This window comes from Lysinibacillus piscis (assembly GCF_026012395.1).
Lineage (GTDB): Bacteria > Bacillota > Bacilli > Bacillales_A > Planococcaceae > Lysinibacillus > Lysinibacillus piscis.
The window spans coordinates 375,396-401,891 of record NZ_BRZA01000001.1 but is presented as its reverse complement, the minus strand read 5'-3'; the positions used below and the strand labels follow the sequence as shown (position 1 = coordinate 401,891).

Annotated in this window: 23 protein-coding genes; 18 read left to right on the top strand and 5 right to left on the bottom strand. The window is 38.6% G+C overall.

Features of this window, described 5'->3' with window-relative positions; genetic code table 11:
• The first annotated feature begins 190 nt into the window (after positions 1–190).
• The 13 genes from miaB (at position 191) to OPF91_RS02025 (ending at position 16,542) form a co-directional block, all read left to right on the top strand.
• Positions 191–1,735, top strand: a complete 1,545-nt coding sequence (miaB, locus tag OPF91_RS02085) for a tRNA (N6-isopentenyl adenosine(37)-C2)-methylthiotransferase MiaB (RefSeq protein WP_264987020.1) — start codon at positions 191–193, stop codon at positions 1,733–1,735.
• Entirely contained in the window at positions 1,736–2,173 is a 438-nt protein-coding gene (locus OPF91_RS02080) for a YlbF/YmcA family competence regulator (RefSeq protein ID WP_264987019.1), read from the top strand. It abuts the gene before it with no gap.
• A gap of 297 nt (positions 2,174–2,470) precedes the next feature.
• Positions 2,471–3,985, top strand: a complete 1,515-nt coding sequence (locus OPF91_RS02075) for a methyl-accepting chemotaxis protein (protein WP_264987018.1) — start codon at positions 2,471–2,473, stop codon at positions 3,983–3,985.
• A 131-nt stretch (positions 3,986–4,116) separates the two neighbouring features.
• Positions 4,117–6,480, top strand: a complete 2,364-nt coding sequence (locus tag OPF91_RS02070; protein ID WP_264987017.1) for a response regulator — start codon at positions 4,117–4,119, stop codon at positions 6,478–6,480.
• Between the two features lie 24 nt (positions 6,481–6,504).
• Complete coding sequence (locus tag OPF91_RS02065; protein WP_264987016.1) at positions 6,505–6,873, top strand: response regulator; 369 nt, start codon at positions 6,505–6,507, stop codon at positions 6,871–6,873.
• 261 nt (positions 6,874–7,134) lie between these two features.
• Positions 7,135–8,175 (top strand): HD domain-containing phosphohydrolase, encoded by a 1,041-nt coding sequence (locus OPF91_RS02060; protein ID WP_264987015.1) that lies wholly within the window; start codon positions 7,135–7,137, stop codon positions 8,173–8,175.
• Between the two features lie 64 nt (positions 8,176–8,239).
• Positions 8,240–8,851: an outer spore coat protein CotE gene (cotE, locus tag OPF91_RS02055; RefSeq protein WP_264987014.1), complete on the top strand. Its 612-nt coding sequence runs from the start codon at positions 8,240–8,242 to the stop codon at positions 8,849–8,851.
• Positions 8,852–8,965: 114 nt separating this feature from the next.
• Positions 8,966–11,527, top strand: a complete 2,562-nt coding sequence (gene mutS / locus OPF91_RS02050; RefSeq protein WP_264987013.1) for a DNA mismatch repair protein MutS — start codon at positions 8,966–8,968, stop codon at positions 11,525–11,527.
• 6 nt (positions 11,528–11,533) lie between these two features.
• Entirely contained in the window at positions 11,534–13,339 is a 1,806-nt protein-coding gene (gene mutL, locus OPF91_RS02045) for a DNA mismatch repair endonuclease MutL (RefSeq protein WP_264987012.1), read from the top strand.
• A gap of 16 nt (positions 13,340–13,355) precedes the next feature.
• Positions 13,356–14,273: an alpha/beta fold hydrolase gene (locus OPF91_RS02040; RefSeq protein ID WP_264987011.1), complete on the top strand. Its 918-nt coding sequence runs from the start codon at positions 13,356–13,358 to the stop codon at positions 14,271–14,273.
• Positions 14,260–15,168, top strand: coding sequence for a tRNA (adenosine(37)-N6)-dimethylallyltransferase MiaA (gene miaA / locus OPF91_RS02035; RefSeq protein ID WP_264987010.1), 909 nt, complete (start codon positions 14,260–14,262; stop codon positions 15,166–15,168). Before OPF91_RS02040 ends, miaA begins: the two co-directional genes overlap by 14 nt.
• A gap of 34 nt (positions 15,169–15,202) precedes the next feature.
• A complete protein-coding gene (locus OPF91_RS02030) occupies positions 15,203–15,505 on the top strand; it encodes a rhodanese-like domain-containing protein (protein ID WP_264987009.1) in 303 nt (100 codons plus the stop codon).
• A 98-nt stretch (positions 15,506–15,603) separates the two neighbouring features.
• The gene (locus tag OPF91_RS02025) at positions 15,604–16,542 is read left to right on the top strand and encodes an Rpn family recombination-promoting nuclease/putative transposase (RefSeq protein WP_264987008.1); all 939 of its coding nucleotides are present in this window, start codon (positions 15,604–15,606) and stop codon (positions 16,540–16,542) included.
• A gap of 63 nt (positions 16,543–16,605) precedes the next feature.
• Here OPF91_RS02025 and OPF91_RS02020 read toward each other — a convergent pair whose 3' ends face one another.
• Positions 16,606–17,217, bottom strand: coding sequence for a trimeric intracellular cation channel family protein (locus OPF91_RS02020; RefSeq protein WP_264987007.1), 612 nt, complete (start codon positions 17,215–17,217; stop codon positions 16,606–16,608).
• A gap of 140 nt (positions 17,218–17,357) precedes the next feature.
• Between OPF91_RS02020 and OPF91_RS02015 the strand changes: the two genes are divergently transcribed.
• From OPF91_RS02015 to glnA, 4 genes are all read left to right on the top strand, one after another.
• Positions 17,358–18,620 (top strand): methionine gamma-lyase family protein, encoded by a 1,263-nt coding sequence (locus OPF91_RS02015; RefSeq protein ID WP_264987006.1) that lies wholly within the window; start codon positions 17,358–17,360, stop codon positions 18,618–18,620.
• A gap of 136 nt (positions 18,621–18,756) precedes the next feature.
• A complete protein-coding gene (locus tag OPF91_RS02010; RefSeq protein ID WP_264987005.1) occupies positions 18,757–19,614 on the top strand; it encodes a PhzF family phenazine biosynthesis protein in 858 nt (285 codons plus the stop codon).
• A gap of 203 nt (positions 19,615–19,817) precedes the next feature.
• On the top strand, positions 19,818–20,192 hold the full coding sequence (locus OPF91_RS02005; protein ID WP_264987004.1) for a MerR family transcriptional regulator: 375 nt from the start codon (positions 19,818–19,820) through the stop codon (positions 20,190–20,192).
• A gap of 39 nt (positions 20,193–20,231) precedes the next feature.
• Positions 20,232–21,566: a type I glutamate--ammonia ligase gene (gene glnA / locus OPF91_RS02000; RefSeq protein ID WP_264987003.1), complete on the top strand. Its 1,335-nt coding sequence runs from the start codon at positions 20,232–20,234 to the stop codon at positions 21,564–21,566.
• Between the two features lie 50 nt (positions 21,567–21,616).
• Here the strand turns inward: glnA and OPF91_RS01995 are convergent, their stop codons facing one another.
• The 4 genes from OPF91_RS01995 to OPF91_RS01980 all read right to left on the bottom strand — a co-directional run bounded on the left by OPF91_RS01995 (position 21,617) and on the right by OPF91_RS01980 (position 24,660).
• Complete coding sequence (locus tag OPF91_RS01995; protein WP_264987002.1) at positions 21,617–21,922, bottom strand: CotD family spore coat protein; 306 nt, start codon at positions 21,920–21,922, stop codon at positions 21,617–21,619.
• Between the two features lie 218 nt (positions 21,923–22,140).
• Positions 22,141–23,745 carry a pilus assembly PilX N-terminal domain-containing protein gene (locus OPF91_RS01990; protein WP_264987001.1) on the bottom strand — a complete coding sequence of 535 codons (1,605 nt, stop codon included), beginning with the start codon at positions 23,743–23,745 and terminating at the stop codon, positions 22,141–22,143.
• Entirely contained in the window at positions 23,742–24,197 is a 456-nt protein-coding gene (locus OPF91_RS01985) for a PulJ/GspJ family protein (RefSeq protein WP_264987000.1), read from the bottom strand. The genes OPF91_RS01990 and OPF91_RS01985 overlap by 4 nt, the downstream gene beginning before the upstream one ends.
• A 1-nt stretch (position 24,198) precedes the next feature.
• Positions 24,199–24,660 carry a prepilin-type N-terminal cleavage/methylation domain-containing protein gene (locus OPF91_RS01980; protein WP_264986999.1) on the bottom strand — a complete coding sequence of 154 codons (462 nt, stop codon included), beginning with the start codon at positions 24,658–24,660 and terminating at the stop codon, positions 24,199–24,201.
• A 597-nt stretch (positions 24,661–25,257) separates the two neighbouring features.
• Here OPF91_RS01980 and OPF91_RS01975 point away from each other — a divergent pair.
• On the top strand, positions 25,258–26,481 hold the full coding sequence (locus tag OPF91_RS01975; RefSeq protein ID WP_264986998.1) for a VanW family protein: 1,224 nt from the start codon (positions 25,258–25,260) through the stop codon (positions 26,479–26,481).
• Positions 26,482–26,496 lie beyond the last annotated feature (15 nt).

Here is a 26,496-nt window from a genome sequence, read left to right as displayed (position 1 = left end):
GAATCGCCGTTGATGTATATTGACGGTGATTTTTTGTGTGAGACGGATAGAATGCCAAACAGTTTCAGAATTAAGTCGAAACGAGGACACTTGGGGCAGAAGTGTTGTAGGATGAAGCCATTATTCAGTATAATGATAAAATGGACATTCGAGTGCATAGAATTTGTTTGAAAGGAGTTATTTGATTGGAATGAATGAGGAGCAACGGTTAGCTAATCAGCAAGTCAAACAACCACAACAAGAAAATAAACCTGAAAAGGATTATAGTAAATATTTTGAAAAAGTTTTTACAGCACCCTCATTACAGGATGCGAAGAAACGTGGGAAAGAGGAAGTAAAGTACCACAAAGATTTTAGCATTGCACCAGAATTTGCAGGTATGGGCGATGGGCGAACATTTTACATCAGAACGTATGGCTGTCAAATGAACGAGCATGATACAGAAGTGATGGCTGGTATTTTTATGCAGCTAGGCTATACACCAACAGAAATCATTGAAGAAGCGGATATTGTGTTGTTAAATACATGTGCAATTCGTGAAAACGCAGAAAATAAAGTATTTGGAGAACTGGGCTTTCTACTAAAATATAAGCGCAAAAACCCAGAAATGTTGATTGGGGTTTGTGGTTGTATGTCACAAGAGGAATCTGTAGTCAATAAAATCCTGCAATCTTACCCACATGTGGATATGGTATTCGGTACACATAATATTCATCGTTTGCCAAATATTTTAAAAGAAGCCTATATGTCGAAGGAGCTTGTGATTGAAGTTTGGTCGAAGGAAGGCGATGTGATTGAAAATTTACCGAAAAAACGCCTTGGTTCGATTAAAGCATGGGTAAATATTATGTATGGCTGCGATAAATTTTGTACGTATTGTATTGTGCCTTATACAAGAGGGAAAGAGCGGAGTCGTCGTCCAGAGGAAATTATTGCTGAGGTACGTGAGTTAGCGGCTGCGGGTTATAAGGAAATTATGCTGCTTGGTCAAAATGTTAATGCATATGGGAAAGATTTTGAGGATATGGACTATCGTCTTGGTGATTTAATGGACGAGCTACGCAAAATTGATATCCCACGTATTCGCTTTACCACAAGTCATCCACGTGATTTTGATGACCATTTAATCGAGGTGCTTGCGAAACGTGGAAATTTAGTAGAGCATATCCATTTACCAGTGCAATCTGGCTCCAATGATGTACTGAAAATTATGGCACGTAAATATACACGAGAGCATTTTTTAAACTTAGTCGCGAAAATTAAAGCAGCGATTCCAGAAGTAACGTTAACAACTGATATTATTATTGGTTATCCAAATGAAACAGAGCAGCAATTTGAGGAAACGATTTCCCTCTATCGTGAAGTAGGCTTTGATATGGCCTTCACATATATTTATTCACCACGTGAAGGGACACCTGCTGCGAAGATGGTCGATAATGTGCCAGAGGAAGTGAAAAAGGAGCGCCTACAACGTCTTAATGCAGTCGTTGGTGAATACTCACGTAAGGCATTGGAAGGCTTAAAGGGACAAGTGGTAGAAGTATTGGTCGAAGGAACAAGTAAAAGACGAGACGATGTATTAGCAGGCTATACACGAAAAAATCGTCTTGTAAATTTCCAAGCACCGAAAGAATTAATCGGTCAACTTGTCAAAGTGAAAATTACAGAAACAACCTCTTATTCACTAAGTGGCGAATTTGTGGAGATTGTAAAAAATGAAAAGGTGGAAGCATAAATGACAGAAAAACTGTATACAAAAGATGATTTAATCGAAAAATCAAAGGAGATTGCACATCTGATTGCTAATACGCCAGAGGTAGAATTTTTCAAAAAAGCAGAGGCACAAATCAATGAAAATCAACATGTTCGTGAGCGCATTGCGAGTATGAAGAGCTTGCAAAAACAGGCGGTTAATTTTCAGCATTTAGGGAAAGAAAAAGCATTGCGATTAATTGAAGAGAAAATTACTAAAATCGAAGAGGAAATCAATGAAATTCCTGTCGTACAGCAATTTAAAGAATCACAAGCAGAGGTAAATTCTTTGTTACAGCTTGTATCGAATACGATTGCTAACAATGTAACGAATGAAATTATTCGTTCAACAGGTGGCGATGTACTACGTGGTGAAACAGGCTCTTATGTGGAAAATACGACGCCAGGTAGCTGTTCATAATGATTAATAGTAGGTAAGCTCATATAGTGGTGAGCTTACCTATATTTTTGTCCATTAAAAAGAAAAATGAATGATTTTCTTATTGAATGTTGATTATATGAGCAATCTATTATATATATTTTATATACATATTATTCATGTATGATAAATGAACTGTTTTTAATTTACTAATAATGTATATTAGTATCCAATTTGTTCTAATATACATATAAGAAATGTACCATGTAGTATAAATGAACTAAAAATTTTCTATATTTAGTTGATAAATAAAATAAGCGAAAAGGTTGGTGAAGAACAATGCGACAACGCAAAAACTTTATTATGTTAAGGCTTACATTTTTAACAGCTATGATCAATGCCCTTATTTTTGTTTTAGTGAAATTTTTTCATTTATTTGATGAACATGGAGGCTCGCATGGCTCTATCGCACATATCACGCCCATCATTACGATAGGTAGATATGTACTGTTAATGATTCCTTTTATTTTTTTACTGTATGCAGTTTATCTGTATTTACAAAATTATGAGCATCCTTTAGTACCCTGGATCAATACGTTAGCGCTGACATTTGGCAGTATTGCCATTATTAGTAGTAGTGGAGGCGGTGTAGAATTTCACTTTTCTATTTTTATGGTGCTGGCGATAGCAGCTTACTATGAGGATATACGTTTAATGGTGATGATGACGGTGATTTTTGCTGTACAGCATATAGCAGGCTATTTTATCATTCCACAACTTGTTTTTGGTACAGATTCCTATCCATTTTTAATGTTAGTCATACATGCGGCTTTTTTAATTTTAACATCATATGCCACAATATTACAAATTTTTTCTAAAAATAGAATAACGCAAAAAATAGAGGAAGAGAAGCGTCAAAAGGAAGAGCGACTTTTACAATTAGTGCAGCAGGTTGAAAATTTGTCGGAGCATATTGGTTCTGCGTCTATTACAATTTCTGATAAGTCGGATATGAATATGCAGGTCAATCAAGTGATGCATCGCTCGTTTGATGAAGTCAAAGCAGGTTTGGGGGAACAAATTGCTTCTATCCAACAAATGGATCATAATGTAGAGCGCATTAATGGCTCTATTCAAAATGCCTTTACATCATTTGAAGAAATAAAAGATAATGCGATGACAACAGAGCAGGCTGTCAAAGTAAGCCATGAAATGATTGAAAAAATACAACAGCAAAATCAAAAAGTGCTGCAAACAACAACGGCCATTGTAACATCGATGCAAGCGCTGCAACAATCAACAATGCAGGCACAAAGTATGACGAGTATGATTCAAGCGATTGCTGACCAAACAAATCTACTTGCATTAAATGCATCTATTGAAGCAGCAAGAGCAGGTGAGCATGGTAAAGGCTTTGCTGTAGTGGCAGAGGAAATTCGTAAATTGTCAGATCAAAGCCGTAATGCTGCCGAAGAAATTCAAGCGATTATTGTGACAATTGCTCAAGAAAGTGAGGCAAACGTTGTACAAGTAAACTATGGACAAGAGACGATTCAGCAATCTACAGCAAATGTAGAGGCGTTTGCTAATGACTTTGAGCAAGTACATCGTATGGTACAGCAAATGCTTCATTATATTTTCGAGATGAATCAAATGATGGCGGATATAAGAGAAGAAACGAATGGTGTTAATACTGGTATGAACCATATTTTAACGGTAACTGAAAAAGGTGTAGGTGCAATGCAGGAACTTAAAACGATGAGTGATAATCAGATGCATTCAGCTAAGCAAGTGGATCAAGAGATTGAAAAATTAAGTGATTTAAGTAAGTCATTGCAGGAACAATTTGCGTAAGTTTAAGTTAATATTAGATTAAAGGTTTACTTTATTGCCCACTTCATTATATATAGTATGTTGAAGTGGGCATCTTTGAGTAATTACTTTGAAATGGGACAAACACTGAACCAAGATAAAGGAGAGATGAAATGGAGCATATACATATGCATGGGACGTATGATACGCCACTTGTTATATTTTCATATATAGTGGCAGTTGTAGCGTCTTATACGGTTTTAGATTTAGTGGGCAGAATTAGCACTTCTATAGGAGCAAGACGCTGGCTATGGCTGTTATTTGGTTCTGGCGCGATGGGAATGGGCATTTGGTCGATGCATTTTGTTGGGATGCTTGCTTTTTCTTTGCCTATTCCTGTTGCTTATAACTTGATCATTGTCGTAGTATCCGTTATCGCAGCGATTATTGGCTCTTTCGCTGCACTGTATATCGTAGGGCGTAATCATTTAACATTAAGTCAATTAATATGGGCGGGTATTATGCTCGCAATTGGCATTGTTGCGATGCACTATGTTGGGATGGAGGCCATGTTGATTGGCATTACCTATAATTATTGGTATTTCGCTTTATCTGTTATCATCGCTTTAGTTGCATCAATTGCGGCACTATGGATTGCCTTCTTTTTCCGTAGAGGCGGAGGTATTGGTGTAGCGTGGAAAAAAGTGGGTAGTGGTTTGATTATGGGAGCGGCGATTACAGGTATGCATTATGTAGGAATGATGGCAGCGGAATTTCATGTAGATGAGACACTACAATCATCTGCAGGCATTGTTTTAAACCAAAGCTTCCTAGGTTATTTTATTTCGGGTGGTACTTTATTTACATTGGGTATCTCTTTATTAGGCATCTATCTGTCTAATAAAATGGCTGTTAAGGATTCAGAGATTGAAGAAAAAACGCAAGAAATTTATAAGATGAATCAGGAATTACGTGAGTTAAATGGCAATTTAGAGTTGCTAGTAAAAGAGCGTACAGCACAGCTTGAACAAGCACATGATGAAGCCATTCAAGCCAATATGATTAAAAGCCAGTTTTTAGCGAATATGAGTCATGAGCTGCGCACACCATTGAATGCGATTATTGGTTATAGTGAGATGTTAGTCGAAGAAGCAGAGGACCTCGGTGAACCTGTGTTTGTAGAGGATTTAGAGAAAATTCGCAATGCTGGCAAACATCTATTATCACTTATTAACGATATATTAGATATTTCCAAAATTGAAGCAGGTAAAATGGAAGTTCATCCTGAAAAATTTGGTTTGACTGGGCTTGTACAAGACGTTATTACAACGGTGAAGCCACTTGTTGATAAAAATGGCAATACATTAGTAACTAATTTAATCGATGGTGAAATGACAACAGATATTACGAAATTACGTCAAATTTTAATTAATTTAATTAGTAATGCTAGCAAATTTACATCTAATGGCACTGTGACAGTAGATGTTTATCAGGAAATTCGCCATTCACGAGCAGGCTATAGCTTCCGCATTACAGATACGGGTATTGGCATGACAACTGAACAAATGGGGAAATTGTTCCAGCCATTTACACAGGCAGATGCCTCGACAACACGTAAGTATGGAGGAACAGGTCTTGGTTTAGCCATTAGTCAAAGTTTTTGCGAATTTTTAGGTGGGGTTATTGAAGTAGATAGTGAAGTAGGGGTAGGAAGTATATTTACATGCTGGCTACCAATTTCGTTGACAGAGGACATATCATTCGAAAAATATGTGGATGTGCAAGGACATGCTGATAAAAATGGTCAAGTGAGCATTCTACATATTGATGATGATCCATTGAATCACCAATTAATGAAGCATTATGTAGCAAAAGAGCAGTGGACGGTATCCTTCGCATCGAGTGGTCAAGAGGGACTGAAATTGGCTAGGAAGCTACGACCGCAAGTGATCTGTTTAGATATTTTAATGCCAAGTATGGATGGTTGGAGTGTTTTATCTACGTTGAAAAATGATCCTGAGCTACAAAATATTCCCGTTATTATTTGGTCAATGGTCAATGATGAGAATTTAGGCTACACATTAGGAGCATCTGAGTATTTGACGAAACCGATTAACCGTGAGCGATTAGTGCATGTTTTGGAACGGTATATTCCAAATCGTCAGCAAGATAGTGTTTTAGTGGTGGAAGATGATGAAGCGACTAGCGAACTTATGACACGTCTATTACAAAAAGAAGGCTATGCCGTAGAGCAGGCACAAAATGGTCTACGTGCTTTAGAGCGTGTTAAAGAGACGACGCCTAAGCTTATTTTGCTTGATTTGATGATGCCTGAGATGGATGGCTTTCAATTTCTTGAAGAACTAAGAAAGACCCAAGAATGGCTGGATATACCGATTGTTGTTGTCACAGCAAAAACATTGACAGGAGCCGAGCGTTTGAAGTTAAATGGCTATGTAGAAAGTATTGTGCAAAAAGGCACATTTGAGCATAAATCATTAGTAGGAGAGATTAAAAGATTTATAGAGAAGAACTAGTTTTCAAGTAGAAGGAGTCGATGGATGATGCCGAATATTCTTCTTGTTGAAGATAATGAAATGAATCGTGATATGCTATCTCGCAGACTGACACGCAAAGGTTTTTTCGTGATAGTGGCGGAAGATGGACAAAAGGGCATTGATTTAGCCATCGAGCAGCAGCCTGATTTAATTTTAATGGATTTAAGCCTGCCTGTAGTAGATGGTTGGGAGGCAACTCGTCAGCTCAAAGCAATGGATACAACGAAGCACATTCCGATTATTGTGTTAACTGCTCATGCAATGGCAAGTGATGAGGCAGAGGCGTACCAAGCTGGCTGTGATGATTTTGATACGAAACCCATTGTTTTGGAGCGTTTACTTGAAAAAATGAATGCAGCATTAGAACGATAATGTTTATCTTGGTTTAACAAATGTCTTTCTATATCTGACACTAAGTTGTACTATGCTTTCCATACAAACATTTTTCTGTGCGAAAGCGTAGCGTCAGGTGAAAAAAATGGAATTCCCTGAACCAAAATAAAAACCTTGGCAGATATCATGGATTGTAACGAGGAGCTTTTTCCAGCAGGCTTGCCAAAATCCAGATGCAATTACGCTAGGGTATAATTGATACTGCTCGTGATGACGGGGAACATGAATGGAGAACGAACGATGGAAGAAATAAAACAAGCCAAAATATTAATTGTGGATGACCAAGAATACAATGTAAGTTTGTTAGAGCGTATTTTAGGACGTGCGGGATTTAATCATTTATATAGTACGATGGATTCCCTTCAAGTGGAGCAACTATTAAATGAAGTGGAACCAGATATGGTCTTGTTGGATTTACATATGCCAGGTATGGATGGCTTGGAAGTGTTGAATTTAATTCGTGAGCGGGATTATTCTTTACCAGTGCTTATGTTGACAGCTGATTTAACTGCAGAGGTAAAGAAGCAGGCATTTCAGTCAGGGATTAATGATTTTTTGACGAAGCCATATGATCGTATAGAAGTGGTATTAAGGATGACAAATTTATTGCAAACACGCCTTCTTCATAAGCAATTGCAACAGCAAAATCATATGTTAGAGGAAAAAGTGCAGCAACGGACGATGGAGTTACAGCGAGCAAAAAATGAAATACTGGATTTGCTTGCACGAGCATCAGAATATCGTGATGATATGACAGGAGAGCATACACAGCGAGTGGGCTGGCTATCGGGGTTATTGGCTGAACGCCTTGGTTTGCCAGAGGAACGAGTGGAGCTTATTCGTGTAGCTGCTCCTTTACATGATATCGGTAAAATCGGTATACCTGATGAAATATTATTAAAGCCAGGTAGATTTGAACCACATGAATTTGAGCGCATGAAAACACATACGTCAATTGGTGCTGATATTTTGGCTGGTAGTGTATTTTCTACATTGAAAATGGCAGGGATCATTGCTGTCTCTCACCATGAAAAATGGGATGGTACAGGGTATCCAAATGGACTACAGGGAGAAGAAATTCCGATTGAAGCGCGTATTGTGGCTTTAGCTGATTTTTACGATGCGTTAACACATGCACGTCCCTATAAAGAGCCATGGTCACCAGAGGCAACATTGGCGGAAATTGAACAGCAACGTGGCAAGCATTTTGATCCACAAATTGTCGATGCGTTTGTTGCATTATTCCACGAATCATCACATCATTTTTTATCGATTGAATAAGAAGAGGCGTAGAAATCCTTTGAAATACATGTTCACCCAATAGGCACTTCCTGCATATGATGGAGTGAAAAGAGTCGAAGGAGGAGTTACGCTGAAACGTTTACGACAAATCGTGACGAAAGCAGTCGTTGCCAAGGGGAAAAAAAGAACGGAAGAACGGGTAACATTATGTCCGACAAATAAGCCAACAAGTATTTTAGGTTGCTGGGTCATCAATCATACATGCTCAGCCAAAAAAGTAGGGAAGTTTGTTGAGGTAACTGGGAAGTTTGATGTGAACGTTTGGTATGCTTATAGCAACCATTCAAAAACGGCTGTATTTTCAGAGACGGTGCACTATAAGGATAAAATAAAGCTACACTTTAGAGAAGGCGAAATTAGTGTTGGTGACGATGTACGTGTACGGGTGGTGCAAGAGCCGAACTGCATAGAGGCGATTATTTCACCATGTGGTACGAAATTTGAAATTGTCGTAGAGCGAGAAGTAGTAGTAGAAGTGGTAGGAGAAACAACGATTTGTATTAGTGTCCATCCATTAGATTTTGAGGAAGAATGGAGCTTCAATGATGAAAGTTCTTCTTCATCTAGCTCGAGTTCAAGCTCTTCGTCTAGTTCGGGTGGAGAAGGAAGGTTTGTACTAGAGTCCTCATCGTTTCCTGATGAACGACCAAGATAAACAGACGATTTGGATACATGCGAAATGCTAGCATCTGACAAAGGATGAATGAAGCGTTTCGTATGTATTTTTTGTTATAATGAAAATATCTAGATAGTGTAAGGGAGTAAGAGCATGACAACATACACACCAATGATGCAACAATATTTACTAATTAAAGAGGATTATAAGGATGCCTTTGTCTTTTTTAGATTAGGTGATTTTTATGAAATGTTTTTTGAGGATGCCATCAATGCCTCACAAATACTAGAAATTACGTTAACAAGCCGTGATGGTGGCAACATCCCTATGTGTGGTGTCCCACATCATTCAGCTAAAAATTATATTGAAACACTTGTGCAAAAAGGCTATAAGGTAGCGATTTGCGAGCAAGTAGAAGATGCAAAGCAAGCAAAGGGCATGGTGAAGCGTGAGGTTGTACAGTTAATTACACCAGGAACGATTATGGAAGGCAAGACAATCGATGGTAAGTCCAACCATTATATCGGCGCTGTCGAGCAGCTAAATGACCGTACATTTGGCTATGCTTATTTAGATGTATCTACAGGAGAAGCCATCGCCTCCTTTATTGAAGGGGATGGTCGAGCATTACTGATGCAAATGCAGGCATATGGTATGAGAGAGTTAATCGTGCCAGAGCCATTACAGCTAGTGCTTGCGGAACAAGCAGCAAATGTTGGCATTATTTTATCTGTAGAAGGCAATGAAATGCCATTAGATACAGGGGTAAGCTATGTACAGACTGTGCCACAGGAGTTGCAAAGTGCTTGTTTGCGTTTACTTGCTTATATTGACCGCACACAAATGCGTTCTTTATCACATATTCAAACCTTTACTTATAATGAAGCACAGCATTATTTACGCATTGACTCTAGCTCAAAGCGCAACTTGGAATTGATTCAATCGATCCGTGGGGGCGACCAAAAAGGCACATTACTGTGGCTATTAGATGATACTGTGACAGCAATGGGTGGACGTAAATTAAAGCAATGGCTACATCAGCCACTTGCCACACGTACAGCCATTGACGCACGATTAGCGATTGTGACAGATTTATTGGAAGCCTACTTTGTACGTACAGAGCTACAAGCTTTATTAAAGCAAGTTTATGATTTGGAGCGTTTAGCAGGGCGTGTTGCTTTCGGTAATGTAGGTGGACGTGATTTAGCACAGCTTCGTGACTCCTTAAGACAAGTGCCGATGATTCAACGGCAATTAATGAATGCTGAACAGGCGACGTTGCAAAAGCTAGGTGAAGCACTGGATGCCTGTGAAGATGTAGAAGCATTGCTAGCCCGTGCGATTACAGACCATCCACCAATCACAATTAAAGAGGGCGATGTGATGCGTGATGGGTACCATGAACGCCTAGATGAACTACGCTATGCAGCACGTAATGGCAAGGACTGGATTGCACAGCTTGAGCAAGAGGAACGAGCAAAAACAGGTATTAAAAATTTAAAAATTGGCTATAATCGCATTTTTGGTTATTATATTGAAATTACAAAATCGAATATTCATTTAGCGGATTTAACACGCTATGAGCGCAAGCAAACACTAGCCAATGCAGAGCGCTATATTACACAGGAATTAAAGGAAAAAGAGGCACTAATTTTAAATGCAGAGGAAGAAAGTCTAGCATTAGAATACAATTTGTTCGTTGAAATACGGGAAACATTAAAAGCCTTTATTCCACGTGTACAAGCATTGGCTGCGAAAATTAGTGAGCTGGATGTCTTACTAAGCTTTGCGAGTGTGTCGGAAAAATATCGTTTTACAAAGCCTGAATTCCATGAAGGACGTGCATTAGAGATTATCGAAGGTCGCCATCCTGTCGTAGAGAAAATGCTGAATAAGCAGATGTATGTACCGAATGATTGTGTACTAGAAGAAAATCGGAATATGATGCTGATTACAGGGCCGAATATGTCGGGGAAAAGTACATATATGCGTCAGGTGGCATTAATTGTAGTCATGGCACAAATGGGTTGTTATGTGCCTGCTGAAAGAGCAAGATTGCCGATTACAGATCAAATTTTTACACGTATTGGTGCAGCGGATGATTTAGCGGCAGGGCAATCGACATTTATGGTAGAAATGCTAGAGTCTCAATATGCGATTACACACGCAACGCAAAATAGCTTAATGCTGTTTGATGAAATTGGACGTGGTACTTCAACCTATGACGGGATGAGTCTTGCACAGGCAATGATGGAGTATATTCATGATAAAATAGGTGCGAATACGTTATTTTCTACACATTATCATGAGTTAACGGCATTGGAACAAGACTTACCTCGCTTGCAAAATGTGCATGTTTCGGCAACTGAAAAAAATGGGACGGTGGTATTTTTACATAAAGTAAAAAAAGGTGCAGCAGATAAATCGTACGGCATTCATGTAGCACAGTTAGCACAACTGCCAGAGGAAATTTTAACAAGAGCCAATGTATTGTTAGCGCATTTTGAGGCAGATGAGGTGGTCGCAGTTGTACAGGAATCATCTCCACAGCCGATGCAAATGTCGCTCTTTGCAGAGGAAGAGCCACTATCTCCAGCAGAAGCGGACGTATTGAAAAATCTAGAGAACATTTCGATTTTAAGCACGTCACCAATGCAGGCAATGAATTTATTGTATGAATTACAGCAACAATTAATAAATGCTAAAAAGGGGTGATGCGTTATGGGCAAAATCCATATTATGGACGAGTGGCTATCCAATAAAATTGCAGCAGGAGAAGTAGTGGAAAGACCCGCCTCTGTTGTCAAGGAACTTGTAGAAAATGCGATTGATGCGGGCAGTACGTCCATTGATGTATTTTTAGTAGAAGCAGGGCTTACTTCTATTCAGGTCATTGATAATGGCAGTGGAATGGATGAAGAGGATGCGTTAATTGCCTTTTCACGTCATGCTACAAGTAAAATTCATCAGGAGCACGATTTATTTCGTATTCGTACTTTAGGCTTTCGTGGTGAGGCACTTGCTTCCATTGCGGCTGTCTCGAAAATGACATTGATTACATCCAATGGAGAATCGGGCACATATTTAGAGCTTGAAGGTGGACATGTTGTGACACATAAACCAGGAGCACTTCGTAAAGGTACAGATATCACCATTGCGCAGCTTTTTTTCAATACGCCTGCTCGTTTAAAATATATGAAAACGATTCAAACGGAGCTAGGGCATACAATTGACTTAATGAACCGTCTGGCATTAGGGAACCCAACCATTGCGTTTCGAGTGCTTCATAATGGACAGCAGCTGTTGCAAACGAATGGGCGAGGCGATGTACAGCAAGTGTTAGCGGCTATTTATGGTGTGCATAATGCGAAGAAAATGATTGCTTTTGAAGGAACATCGCAGGATTATCGCATTTTTGGCTATGCCTCCTTACCTGAAATCACACGTGCTTCTAAAAATTATATGTCGTTATTTGTCAATGGTCGTTGGGTGAAGCATTATTTAATACAAAAGGCGATTGTGGATGCCTATCATACGTATTTACCGATTGAACGCTTTCCGATTGTCGCCATCTTTATTGAGGGGGACCCGTATTTAACAGATGTTAATGTGCATCCTGCGAAACATCAAATTCGTTTAAGTAAAGAGCCCGAATTACTCCAACTTGTAGAGGATACGATTCGGGCAAGCATTCGCCAAATCATTCGAGTACCGCAAATTGAGAAAAAAGAAAAGATGGATAAACCAGCGACAGAGCAATTAAATATGTGGAAGCCAGCACCTAAATTAGATGTAGAAAAAATGAATGCGATTGTGGAAAAATTATATGATGTCCAAACGGTGAAGGAAGAGCAGGCGCCTATGGAAAGTTGGGTAGAGCCAACACCTGTAGTGGATAGCTGGCAGCCTGAACCCGTTGTTGAAACAGTACAAGAAAAAGAGCCATTTCCTGCACTGGAGGTTGTCGGGCAAATTCATGGCACCTATATTGTCGCACAAATGGAGGATGGCTTTTATTTAATTGACCAGCATGCAGCACAGGAGCGCATCAAATATGAGTTTTTCCGTGAAAAAGTGGGGCAGGTGGATGCTAATGAACGACAAGCTTTATTATTGCCACTAACATTCCATTATGCGGCGGATGAAGCATTGATTTTGCGTGAAAATCGACAGGCATTAGTGGATGTTGGTGTGTTTTTAGAGGAATTTGGGCAATCTTCCTTTGTAGTGAGAGAGCATCCAAGCTGGTTCCCACATGGAGAAGAGCAGGAAATTATTGAAGATTTAATTGAACAGGTGCTGACAACGAAAAAGGCAGATATCAAAAAATTACGTGAGGCAGCGGCGATTATGATGAGCTGTAAAAAATCCATTAAAGCCAATCATTATTTGACAAAAGAGCAAATGGAGGCTTTGTTACAGGACTTGAGATTAGCAGATAACCCATTTACATGCCCACATGGACGCCCTGTACTGATTCATTTCACGACATATGAAGTGGAAAAAATGTTTAAACGAGTAATGTAATGAAGGAGAGATGTTGATGGAACGCTATATTAAGATGTCTGATGGTCAATTTATCTTTACACGTACAATACAGCCAAATACACCATGTATTGGTCATATTCATATTTTACATGGTATGGCAGAGCATAGTGGTCGTTATTTACATTTTGCCAATGCATTGGCGGCAGCGGGCTATGCGGTGACAATGCATGACCATCGAGGGCACGGAGAAACGGCTGCTTATAATGGCATGCTTGGCTTTTTTGCAGAGCATAATGGCTTTGAGCGTGTAGTGGAGGATGTCCATGAAGTGGTGGAATCACTTCATGCACCTTTTGCAGATGTGCCACTGATTTTATTTGGTCATAGCATGGGTTCATTTATTACGAGAAGGTATATCCAACGCTACGGTGAGCAGGTGGCACAAGTTATTTTATGTGGTACAGGAAATGTGAGGCCGTTGCATATCACAGGTAGCTTTATTGCGAAAGCATTAGCGAAGCAATTTGGCAAAGAGACGCCGAGTGAGTTTATGAATAAAATGAGCTTTGGTGGTTTTAATAAGCAATTTGCACCTGTTAAAACAGAATTTGATTGGCTCAGTACAGAGGAAGCAGAAGTGCAAAAGTATATCGATGATCCCTACTGTGGCTTTATCCCAAGCAATCAATTTTTTGCGGATTTAACATCAGGCTTGACAATGCTTAATCGTAAAAAAGAAATCGCTAAGGTGCGTAAAGATTTGCCGATTTTATTGATTAGTGGTGGCGATGATCCAGTAGGTGAGCAAGGAAAGGGCATTTACGCAGTGGCAACGCAATATAGAAAAGCGGGTATTGCGGATGTCACGGTTTATTTAGTAGAGAAAAAGCGTCATGAAATTTTAAATGAGGCGAACCGAGAAGATGTTTACAAGAGCGTATTACGGTGGTTAGAAAAATATGATACAAACTAAACTTCAGCAGGCAGAGGTCGTTGCAATTGTTGGACCAACTGCCTCAGGAAAAACAGCGTTAAGCATTGAGCTAGCGAAAAAACTTAATGGTGAAATTATTAATGGCGACTCCATGCAAATTTATAAAGGCTTGGATATTGGCACGGCGAAAATTACACAGGAAGAAATGCAAGGTGTGCCACATCATTTATTGAGCTTTAAGGAGCCTACCGAGTCGTTTTCTGTAGCGGATTATCAAGTATTAGTACGTGAGAAAATGGCGGAAATTAGACAGCGTGGCAAGCTACCGATTATTGTTGGCGGCTCTGGCTTATATGTACAGGCTGTGCTCTATGATTTTCGTTTTACAGATGAAAAGGTTGATGAGCAGGCACGCCAAACCTATTATGAAGAATTAGCTCAATTAGGTCCAGAGGCAATGCATGCCAAATTAATGGCACTTGACCCAAAGACAGCAGCGACGATTCATCCAAATAATACACGTCGGGTCATTCGTGCATTAGAGATGGTGGAGCTAAGTGGGGTGTCAAAAGCAGCAGAGGCTCAAAATCAGGGGCAGGTACCATTATACAACCATGTGATTTTAGGGCTTGGACAAAATATGTCTCGTGAGGAGCTCTATGATCGCATTAATCGTCGAGTGGATATGATGATGGACAGTGGCTTATTAGCAGAAGTAACGGGCTTATGGCAGCAAAACATTCGTGGTGTACAGTCCATTCAAGCGATTGGCTATAAGGAATTATATGATTACTTAGATGGTAAATGTTCATTGTCAGAAGCGGTGGAGGCATTAAAGCAAAATTCTCGTCGCTATGCGAAAAGACAACTCACTTATTTCCGCAATAAAATGGACATCTATTTTTTAGAGCCAAATGAACAGCTTTTGATATAATAAAGAAGAGTTTAATTATTGGAGGATGTCATAAATGAAAACAATGGATACAACAGAATTATTAGCTTTACTAGATGCAAACGAGGATTTAAATATTATCGATGTGCGTGAAGATGATGAGGTAGCGCAAGGCATGATTCCAGGTGCACAACATATCGCACTTGGCACCATTCCAGAGCGTTTAGCGGAATTAGATACAGCCAAGCCTTATATTATCGTCTGTAAAGTGGGTGGACGTTCAGCCAATGCTTGCATGTACTTAGAGGCGCAAGGTTTTGATGTGACAAACCTTGAGGGTGGTATGATGGCTTATGATGGAGAGTTAGAGTTTAAATAAAAAACAAGTGTAGCATGTTGGAGGTATCTCTGGCATGCTACATTTTTTTAGGATGTCACCGAACGAATGTGCTATACTTTTAGAAAAGGAGATGACCGATGAATAGAAAAGCATTGCGCCGTATACCGTTGTCAAAGCTAATGGATTTGAAGGTCGATTTTGCATTTAAACAATTATTTGGTAGCGAACGTAACAAGCATATTACAGTGGTCTTTTTAAATGCTATTTTACAGCGTACAAAACGAGATAGTATTAAGGAAATTACCTTTTTAAATCAAGAAATGGGTGGCGAGTACGAGGGAGATAAGCAAGCACGGTTAGATATTGTGGTCAAAACGCAGGCAGACGAATATATTAATATTGAAATACAGCTTGCGAATCATGATAATATGCTGAAGCGTACCATGTTTTATTGGTCAAGTCTTTATAATGCTCAATTGCAAAGAGGACAAGGCTATAGTACACTGATGCCAACAGTTACAATTATTATTTGTCAATATACCCTTTTACCGAAGCAACTACATTATCATAACACCTATCATTTATATGAGGATACGACATTACAGCGCTTAGACCCGCAAGATGATGTAGTAGAGATACATTTTATTGAGATGAAGAAATTTTTACAAGCATGGTTCGATGAGCAAGTAAATCCAGTAGATGATCTGCTTGTTAGATGGTTGCTATTGTTAGGGATGGTAGATGCACGTAAACATAAAATATATGATGAAATTTATGTAGAACTGGAGGAATTAGCAATGCATGATGAAAGCCTACGTCAAGCCTTTACAGCATGGGAGGAAATGAGCCAGACACCTGAATCAATCATTGCTTACCAATCTCGTTTAAAATATGTAATTGATGAAGAGGCTAATTTATATGATGCGAAAATGAAAGGAATAGAACAAGGTAAAGAAGTAGCCATAATAGAATTTGCTCAAAAAATGATGGCACAGGGCTTTACAGATGAAGAGATTGTGGCATTGACTGATTTAACGTTAGAAAGGCTACAGCAGTTGCGTATACATGACAAGTGAGTATGAAAAAAATCGTTGCGCACATCATTAGTGCGAAGCGATTTTTTTCATTGTTACAAACTGCTAGACAGTTGATTGCTTTAGCTTTCTAAACGGTAAGCGCCATTTGAATGTGTAAGAAAGAATGCGTAACACTGTTATGACAACAAATAAGACATATAAAAAGAGATCGCCTGCTACAACGCCAAAGCCAATGACAAGCCCTGCCAATGCTGCCCATACACCATAAATTTCATCACGTAAGACAACAGGTTTACGTCGAGCGAGCAAATCACGCACAATCCCACCACCAGAGCCAGTTAAGACAGCAGCGACTACAACGGCACTTACAGGCATATCAAGCTTGACGGCATACAAAGCGCCCTGTATAGCGAAGGCGGATAAACCAATCGCATCTGTGAGATTGCCCCAGCGATGCCAATGCCGAATCAGTCGATGTGGAAAAAGGAAAAATAATGTAATCGCTGATAAAGCAATTTGAAACATCATATCCTGTCCCCATAATGTAGTGACAGGTAAACCTATTAATAAATTACGAATTGCCCCTCCACCAAATGCAGTGACAATACCCAATATATAGACACCGAATAAATCGTATTCTTCTTCCATTGCAATAATTGCCCCTGAAATAGCGAAGGCGATGGTGCCAATAATACTAAAAACTTCCCAAGCCATTTCTTCACCTCAATTTAATATGTTATATAGCCGCACATTAGCGTAACGCATCTTACCATGAGACACAATAGTAAATTTTGCAGAGAGCTAGAGAAATTGTTAAGATGAACAAGGAACTTATGTGAAATGGAGAGTAAATGATGACTTTTATAACAAATTTAACAGACGAAACGCTAGCATTAGCGACAACAATAGAGGAAAAGGTGCGCCCTTTTCATCAGAAAATCGAAACGATGGCTTTTCTCAATCAACAAAAGGTGTTAGCGGCATTTCGTAAGCACCAAGTAAGTGATTATCATCTACACCCTTCACATGGCTATGGCTATGATGATGAAGGGCGTGATAATTTAGAGCGGGTCTATGCCGAAGTTTTTGGTGCGGAAGCGGCCATCGTACGCCCTCAAATTATTTCAGGTACACATGCCATTACACTTAGCTTATTCGGCGTATTGCGTCCTGGTGATGAATTGCTTTATATTTCTGGAAAGCCTTATGATACACTACAATCCATTGTAGATGGTGGAGAAAAAGATACAGGTTCATTGAAGGATTATCACATTGGTTATCGTCATGTAGACTTGCTGGACAATCGACTAATCGATTGGCAGGGCGTCGAGGAGGCGATTACCTCGAAAACAAAGATGGTCGCTATCCAACGCTCCAAAGGCTATGCCACACGCCCTTCTTTTACCATTACGGAAATCAAGGAAATGTGTACAAAGGTGCGTGAATTAGCACCACATGCCATTATTTTTGTTGATAATTGTTATGGTGAATTTGTAGAGGCACAGGAACCAACAGAAGTAGGTGCTGATTTGATGGCAGGCTCATTAATTAAAAACCCTGGTGGTGGCTTGGCAAAAATTGGTGGTTATATTACAGGACGTGCGGATTTAGTTGAAAAATGTGCCTATCGTATGACCTCTCCAGGTATTGGTGCAGAGGCGGGGGCAACTTTAAATACACTGGGTGATTTTTATCAAGGTTTTTTCCTTGCACCACATGTTGTGTCGCAGGCTTTAAAGGGAGCCGTTTTCACAGCAGCTATGCTTGAAGAGATTGGTATGGTCACATCACCAAGCTACGATACAGTGCGTACCGATTTAATTCAGTCGGTATCCTTCCAAACAGCAGAGCAAATGGTTGCATTTTGCCGTGAAATTCAAGCAAACTCACCTATCAATGCTCATTTTGCACCAGAGCCAGCTTACATGCCAGGCTATGAGGATGATGTTATTATGGCAGCAGGGACATTTATTCAAGGATCTAGTATTGAACTGACAGCAGATGGTCCGATTCGCCCACCTTTTACAGCGTTTATTCAAGGTGGTTTAACCTATGAGCATGTAAAGTTTGCCATTTGTAGTGCTGTGCAAACCATTCAACAAAGCCACTCTTTTTAAGGTGTAGACAAACTATTTTTGGAGAGTTCAGATACTAAAAAATAGTTTGTCTCTTGCTTTATAGCAAATTTGCCCAACAACATTTATACGCAGTGCTTTCTATGCTACAATTTACTATAAGTGAGGAAGGTGTCTTATGAACATATCCGTTTATGTTGCAAGTGCATTTAGCAAGAATCATAGAGGTGGAAATAAAGCAGGAGTGGTATTTATTGAGAATACATTAACCACTACTCAAAAAATGGCAATAGCCAAACAACTGGGCTATGCGGAAACCGCATTTATATCAGAATCTGAAATTGCTGATTATAAATTTGAGTATTTTACACCAAAAGAAGAAGTTGATTTATGTGGTCATGCTACAATTGGCTCTTTCGCGATACTAATGCATTTAAATAAACTTTTTAGGAATTGCTATACGATTGAAACGAACAGTGGTGTTCTTACTATTACCATAAAAGATGACACCATATTCATGGAACAAAACAAACCGATATTCTATGATGTTGTATCTCCAAACGAGTTTCTCGACTGTTTTGATAGTAAAACTATAGACAATAAATACCCAATTCAAATTGTTTCCACGGGCTTAAAAGATATTTTAATTCCTATAAAAAGCGAAACACGATTACATACACTGCAACCTAATTTTGAAAAAATGAAAGAAATCAGCAAGTATTATAATGTTGTCGGGATGCATCTATATACTTTTAATGACAATCGAATTATATGCAGAAATTTTGCTCCACTATACGACATCAATGAAGAAGCAGCGACTGGAACTTCAAACGGTGCATTAGCTTGCTACCTTTATGAACATCACTACTTGCAAAAAGAAGTCTATGTATTTGAACAAGGTTATTCTTTACACTCGCCTTCCGAAATATTAGTTAAATTAGCAACCAATAGCAAAAACGAAATAGAAAAAGTTTATGTTGGTGGCAAAGGCTATTACTGTGAAACTAAGTGTTTAAATGTAGAAAATATTGAGTGAAAATAAAAAAACACCGAATAAAAGGTTGAGAAAATCATTTCTTAAAACCACTCTTTTTAGGGTGGTTTTTTCTATGTCAACAAATAGTCAAATATGGTGTTAGGTTTTCTTACATGATTTATTGACAGTCCAAAAAATTCAGTATATGATTAGCAAGTAATTGAACGAGACGGAGGGAAAGCGATAGGATAGGAGGGCTTGAAATGAGTCGAGAAATTAGACGATCCATGCCACTGTTATCGATGAATATTGTGATGCAGTTGACAGAGCTTTCAGCAAGGCAAATTCGTTACTACGAAGAACATCAATTAGTAGAGCCACATCGAACAGAAGGAAATCGCCGTATGTTTTCTTTGAATGATGTGGATATATTGTTAGAAGTGAAGGATTATTTAGAGCAGGGCATGAAGATGGCGAAGATCAAACAGCTATTCGCTAAGAAAAATGCGGCAACATCGAAAAAAGCACAAGATTTGAGTGACTCAGAGCTACGTCGTGTCATGCGTGAGGAAATGCGACAAGCACAAAGATTAAAGAAGTCATCCATTCGGCAAGGGGATTTATCTCGTTTTTATTAGCGAGCAAATATATAGACTATTTATAGGAGTGTGGAACCTGTGGCAAAATACACAAAAGAGGATATTAAACGTTTAATCGAAGAAAAAAATGTGAACTTTATTCGTTTACAATTTACGGATATTTTCGGCACAATTAAAAATGTTGAGATTCCTGTTAGCCAATTAGATAAAGCATTGGACAATAAAATGATGTTTGACGGCTCATCGATTGAAGGCTTTGTACGTATCGAAGAATCTGATATGTATTTATATCCTGACTTAAATACTTTCGTTGTCTTCCCTTGGACTTCTGAAAAAGGGACAGTAGCTCGCTTTATTTGTGATGTATACACAGCGAAAGGTGAACCGTTTGCAGGGGACCCACGTAACAATTTAAAACGTGTATTGAAAAAGATGGAGGACTTAGGTTTCACAAGCTTTAACTTAGGGCCAGAGCCAGAATTTTTCTTATTCAAATTGGATGCAAAAGGTGAGCCAACATTAGAAGTGAATGATAATGGCGGCTATTTCGACTTAGCACCAACAGATCTTGGTGAAAACTGCCGTCGTGATATCGTGTTAGAGCTAGAGGAAATGGGCTTTGAAATTGAAGCATCTCACCACGAAGTAGCACCAGGGCAACATGAAATTGATTTTAAATATGCAGATGCTGTAACAGCTTGTGATAATATTCAAACATTTAAGTTAGTTGTAAAAACAATCGCACGTAAGCACGGTTTACATGCAACATTTATGCCAAAACCGTTATTCGGTGAAGCGGGATCAGGTATGCACTTCAACGTTTCTTTATTCAAAGGTAAAGAAAATTCATTCTATGATGAATCAACAGAGCTTGGTTTATCTGAAACAGCAATGCAATTTATGGCAGGTATTTTAGAGCACGTACAAGGCTTTACAGCGGTGACAAATCCAACTGTAAACTCTTATAAACGTCTTGTTCCTGGCTATGAAGCACCGTGTTATGTTGCATGGTCAGCACAAAATCGTTCACCATTGATTCGTATTCCATCAGCACGTGGTCTTTCTACTCGTGTGGAAGTACGCTCAGTTGACCCATCAGCCAATCCATATTTAGCAATGGCCGTTATTTTAGAAGCTGGTCTTGAAGGTATTCGTGGACAATTAACACCACCACCTGCGATTAATCGTAATATTTACGTGATGTCAGAGGAAGAGCGTCAAGAAAATGGTATCGCCAACTTACCAGCAGCATTAGATGATGCGTTAGTATTACTTGCGAAAGATAAAGTCGTACAAGAGGCACTAGGTGAGCATATTTATGCAAACTTTAAAGAGGCAAAAGAAATCGAGTTTGATATGTACCGTACAACAGTTCATCAATGGGAACGTGACCAATATTTAAAAATGTACTAATTTCAAGAGAGCGATAAGGCGCAGCACCATGCCTTATCGCTTTTGTTAATTTAACGTCCCATAGGATGATGACGTTTGTGATGACAAGGGTTAGGTGGCATGCCACACATTGTATGCTGTTCACAACATTCATTTACAACAGACTCTGTACATGGAAAATAATATTGATGATCGATCATATGTTTATTAACTGTCGTAATATGTGATGGCTGTACATGTGGCACAACCGTATGGATATAATTAGTACGGACATATTGCTCTGTTGGTGCAAATTGAGGTGGGTCCATCTGCATTGGCATCATTTGTGGCGGGCAGCAATGTGTTCTATTGGCAGGACGATGTCTTCGTGGAAACATGTGATAACCTCCTATAATGATAAATGGTATTTCATTTTTAACATATGAGAGATGTAGTAGTATGGTCTATTTATCTGCCTACTTGAGTAGAGAGGAATTCGTTTTTCATTTGGGAAAATGAGTGATAGGGTAGAACGAGCGAGGTAGTTTGAGGCATATCGTGAATAGAAAAACAGCCTAATGAACGTTTCATTGGGCTGTTTATCGTCGCTTATGCACTATTTTTCTACCATAGATGTTTCATCAATCCAAAAGTTATCTTCTTTCTCAGGAGCTGGGAAATCATTATCAGGTCCAACACCAGGAGGAAGAGGTGTTGCAGGCCCACCATAAACAATGCTAGTACCTCCGTCAGCAATAATATCTTTAGCCACAACGATTCCTGTAATCTTTCCTCCTTCCTTTAAATTAAGCTTCGCATTGGGGGCGATAATGAATTGCCCATTTGTTGGTACACCACCACTGATATTTAAGGTGTTGCCACCAGACACAATATTTCCGTAAAGACCAGCCCCACCTGTTAATGTCATAGCAGCACTGTTATTGATGATGGAGCCATAAATTTGCGTTTCATTATTGAATTGTAATGGGCTAGTGCCTTGATAGAATACGTTAACTTGTTCAGGCTTCCCACCACTATTTAAAGAGCCTTTTAGTGTAATAGAATTTTGAACATATAAATTGAGTTTACCAGAGCCTATTATTTTAATATGTGCTTGTGGTAAATCTAATTTATCGATAAATAAATTAATCTCTCTATCTCCAATGTTGATATTTATCGTATTATTTTCATATACTTTGAAATTTTTAAATTTAACATCTGTGGCAGTAGAGGTTAAATCAAGCGTATAATTTTTAGCTAGCCAATTTGTAGCGTTAAAATCGCCATTGTCTATAATATTCAACGTATTATGGCCATCTGTGACTTTCTTGTTTGGGAGCTGATTGACTGCTGTTACACTCGAAAATTTATCATCAGGGAAAAAGGTTGGCGATAAGTAACTAGTAGGGTCAATATTCAGCTTTGGGACAGTTGTATAGTCAATCCAATGATCTGCATGAACATTGCTTGCATCCGATAGACTGATATTGCCTGTAATCTTTGCCCCACCACTTAATGTAACGGTTCCTTTTTGCAGGCTAGCATGACCAGTAATCGTACCACCACCTGATACAGCTATATTTCCTGAAACAATGGCTGTATAGCCTTCAGGGAAACCGCTTGGTGTTTCTTCATTGTTGCCCCCATTTCCATTATCGCTATCATCACCGAAAGAAAGGCGAGGCTCTATTTGTATTTCTTGTGTTACTTCGCGTTCTTTCGCACTATTGATAGTACCTTCAGATGTTAGTATTATTTTGTAAACTAAAGGCTCGTTGTCTAAAGGTAAAATGCTATCTACAGCAATCGTAGCAACTTTTCCTGCTGAAATTGCATGTGAGTTGGATACAATACTAGCATTATTGAAAGCGGTAAATTCGCTATTTAAAATAGTTCTATATTTCGCTTCTGCCTCTTCCTTTGTTAAACGTGGCTTGTTATTCGCTTTTCGTTGGCTATTTTGCTCAGCAATCCAATTCGTAATTTGCTGATAAGAGCTTTTTTGAATAACCTCTAACTGTTCTTTCACTTCTAATTTTGCTAAACTCATTCCTGCCTCAGCAATATAGAATACGGCTTGGTCTGTGCGCTCATAGTCTACCTGCTTGAGACTATTTGAGGAAACACTGAGCAAGGATACGCCAAGAATGGAGATGACGACGATTAAAAATAGTGCCATAACGAGGGCAGAGCCTCTTTGATTATTCAGACGTTGAATCATTTTGTCCCACTCCTTAATGTTATATCTGCTGTTGCAGTTTGCCCATCTTGACTAACAATGACGATGGAGTATGAGCCACTAATATCAAAATCCTTTATATTTAGTGCAATTGCCTCTCGTCCTGTTGGTAATCTACGAATAATTTGATTGTTTTCGAGTGCATAGGCTGCTAGTTCGACATCATCTAGCTGTAATACATACCAGGTAATAGGAGGCTCTGATGTTTCATCAACAATCTCCGTGAATTTATTGCTCTTTCTAAAATCCTTCGTAATCAGCTTCAATGCATAAGAAAGCTCTTTAATATCCCGATTATGTGTACTTTGTGCGATTTGTTGCTTAGTGGCAGAGGTGATAAGGCTAATGCTGAGCATCGTTACAATGGCAAGAATGACAACTACCGCCAACACTTCTACTAATGTAAAACCTCTGGTATTGCGTAATAGGCGCATATTACTTTGCACCTCCTAGTATATAAACATTTTCCATTGTAGCTTTGCTATTTGAATGATTATCAACGGCTTCCAGATGAACATAGACAGCATTTTTATAAGTCAATGAGGAAAATGTTTGTAATGTTAAGTAATAAGTAAATTTTTCTTCTTTACGTGGTAAATAGGTATAGGTTTTATCGATATTAGGTAAAGAAGTATAAGGGTTGCTTGTGTTTTCATCTAATGTATACCCTGATGCAAGGCGCTCATATGTGCTGGCGTTTCCTGCTAAATTATAAATTTTCTCCATTTCTTGCTGTGCTACATAAGTTGCATCCATAATAACATTTGATTTATGTGTTGTTTTATTGGACTGAAGTAGTAGAGCGAAAAAAGAAATTAAAATGATGCCGATAAGTAAAAGGGCTACTACAACTTCTAATAAAGATAGACCATCATCATTTTTTATGAATTTTAGCAAAAGAATTCCTCCTTTATTTTTTGGTGAGCATTTAGTTATAGTGTAATTGAATGATATAATAAATTTTATGTTATATTACCTATACTAAGTGAATCATATTACCCTTTCTGTTGATGAACGGCATAGTGAATTATATGTAATATCTATAGATAAACTCAGTGTAGCTTAGAAATGAGTTGAAAAAAAGAACATAAAGAAATTTTAACAGTTTAATTAAATTTCAATCCTTGACTTTTAACCTATGCTATAGGACTTATAAGAAAGATTGAATCATACAAAATCTAACGTTCTTTTCTTATTTTGACTCATAATTAATTACTTTTTAGTGATAATAGTCTTACTATTAATTGTTTCATATTTTTACCGATAATTAATATGATAAAATAGTCACTATATAAGAAAATATTTCGAAATTTTTGTGAATGATAGGTCAAATAGTATATACAGGGTGTATGTGATAGTGTATCATAAAGGTAAATAAGAGTAAATTATGTAAAAAATATTATAATAGCAGTTATATAAGTAGAGGTGTTGAGTTTGATAAATAATAGAAAAGTCTTGTTTTTTATTATTTTACTAGGTGTTTTGATATATTTTGTGTATCCAATCAACTTTTCATATGCTGATCAAGAAAACAGCCAATCGACAATCGGTGGTATTACGGTTGAAGGATTAACAAGAAAACAGTTACAGCAAACATTACAAGAAGCTGTGACGGTTTGGACAAGCGAGCCAATTGTTATATCAGGCGAAGGTGCAATGATTCAGCTCAATGCTTCGGCTATTCAGTATGATATCGAAGGAACAATTGCTACTTATGAAACAATGACGAAAAAACCATGGTACGCCTTTTGGCAATCAGAGCGTACGGTTCATCTACCATTGCAGTTAACAGACAATGGGGGATTGAAAGCAGAAATTGAACAGGTGCAAACATGGGTAACGGATAGCACATATGATAAAGCGCTACAACAGGCTGCTAATCTAGCATCACATGAAATAGAGGCAGATATTGCTAATATAGGCACGATAGATAATGAGCGAATTGCATTAGAAATTCAGCCAATACCAGAGGGAACAATGGGCTTAGTCAATCTTATCAAGGCACTTGATGGGCAAATTCTTTATCCACAGCAACCATTTTCTTTAGTAGCAACATTAGGTGAGCAAGTGAATAGTGCAAATAATGAGGCACTAAATTTTATCGCCTCCATGCTGTATAGTGTTGCATTGCATACAAATAGTGATATTTATGAGCGTGTGTCACAAAATCGCATTCCATCGTATTTAGAGGCAGGAGTTGAGGCAGCTATTACACGTGATGGTTCAAATGATTTGAAATTTTTAAATACGACAGAGCATGCTATGAAATTAAAAATGTCACTTGAAGGTGATCAGGTTAAAGCAGAAGCCTATGCACCACAGCAAATAAACAAGGTGACGATACATGTAACACGTGAATATGAAATTGCACCACGCATTATTACACGCTATTCCAAGGAGCTAGCTTCTGGTCAACAGCAAGTACTAGAAGAAGGAAGCCCAGGATTACGTGTAGCAGTCATGCGTTATACAGTAGATAGAGTAGATCCCGAATTAATTAGTAAAGATTACTATGCACCAGCACATCGTATTATGCTGAAATCGTCACAGCCACCACCAGCAGCAACCTCAGAGACAACGGTTACACCACCACCGCTTGACTTAAATGGTGATGGATTAGCAGATGTTGATGAGGACGCAATGCCAATAGATGAAGAAGATTTACCAGAGGGCAGCTACTATGATAAGGGTGGTAAGTTGATTACACCGAAGCCTTAAAGGGAAGGGGCACAG

What these genes read in the sequence shown, in the direction of transcription:
- OPF91_RS01990 (WP_264987001.1), bottom strand. Translation starts at nt 23,745, where the DNA reads ATGATTCAACGTCTGAATAATCAAAGAGGCTCTGCCCTCGTTATGGCA.
- OPF91_RS02015 (WP_264987006.1), top strand. Translation starts at nt 17,358, where the DNA reads ATGACTTTTATAACAAATTTAACAGACGAAACGCTAGCATTAGCGACA.
- miaB (WP_264987020.1), top strand. Translation starts at nt 191, where the DNA reads ATGAATGAGGAGCAACGGTTAGCTAATCAGCAAGTCAAACAACCACAA.
- mutS (WP_264987013.1), top strand. Translation starts at nt 8,966, where the DNA reads ATGACAACATACACACCAATGATGCAACAATATTTACTAATTAAAGAG.
- OPF91_RS01985 (WP_264987000.1), bottom strand. Translation starts at nt 24,197, where the DNA reads ATGCGCCTATTACGCAATACCAGAGGTTTTACATTAGTAGAAGTGTTG.
- OPF91_RS02020 (WP_264987007.1), bottom strand. Translation starts at nt 17,217, where the DNA reads ATGGCTTGGGAAGTTTTTAGTATTATTGGCACCATCGCCTTCGCTATT.
- OPF91_RS02070 (WP_264987017.1), top strand. Translation starts at nt 4,117, where the DNA reads ATGGAGCATATACATATGCATGGGACGTATGATACGCCACTTGTTATA.
- OPF91_RS02030 (WP_264987009.1), top strand. Translation starts at nt 15,203, where the DNA reads ATGAAAACAATGGATACAACAGAATTATTAGCTTTACTAGATGCAAAC.
- OPF91_RS02010 (WP_264987005.1), top strand. Translation starts at nt 18,757, where the DNA reads ATGAACATATCCGTTTATGTTGCAAGTGCATTTAGCAAGAATCATAGA.
- OPF91_RS02025 (WP_264987008.1), top strand. Translation starts at nt 15,604, where the DNA reads ATGAATAGAAAAGCATTGCGCCGTATACCGTTGTCAAAGCTAATGGAT.
- miaA (WP_264987010.1), top strand. Translation starts at nt 14,260, where the DNA reads ATGATACAAACTAAACTTCAGCAGGCAGAGGTCGTTGCAATTGTTGGA.
- OPF91_RS02040 (WP_264987011.1), top strand. Translation starts at nt 13,356, where the DNA reads ATGGAACGCTATATTAAGATGTCTGATGGTCAATTTATCTTTACACGT.
- OPF91_RS02075 (WP_264987018.1), top strand. Translation starts at nt 2,471, where the DNA reads ATGCGACAACGCAAAAACTTTATTATGTTAAGGCTTACATTTTTAACA.
- OPF91_RS02005 (WP_264987004.1), top strand. Translation starts at nt 19,818, where the DNA reads ATGAGTCGAGAAATTAGACGATCCATGCCACTGTTATCGATGAATATT.
- OPF91_RS01995 (WP_264987002.1), bottom strand. Translation starts at nt 21,922, where the DNA reads ATGTTTCCACGAAGACATCGTCCTGCCAATAGAACACATTGCTGCCCG.
- mutL (WP_264987012.1), top strand. Translation starts at nt 11,534, where the DNA reads ATGGGCAAAATCCATATTATGGACGAGTGGCTATCCAATAAAATTGCA.
- OPF91_RS02060 (WP_264987015.1), top strand. Translation starts at nt 7,135, where the DNA reads ATGGAAGAAATAAAACAAGCCAAAATATTAATTGTGGATGACCAAGAA.
- OPF91_RS02065 (WP_264987016.1), top strand. Translation starts at nt 6,505, where the DNA reads ATGATGCCGAATATTCTTCTTGTTGAAGATAATGAAATGAATCGTGAT.
- OPF91_RS02080 (WP_264987019.1), top strand. Translation starts at nt 1,736, where the DNA reads ATGACAGAAAAACTGTATACAAAAGATGATTTAATCGAAAAATCAAAG.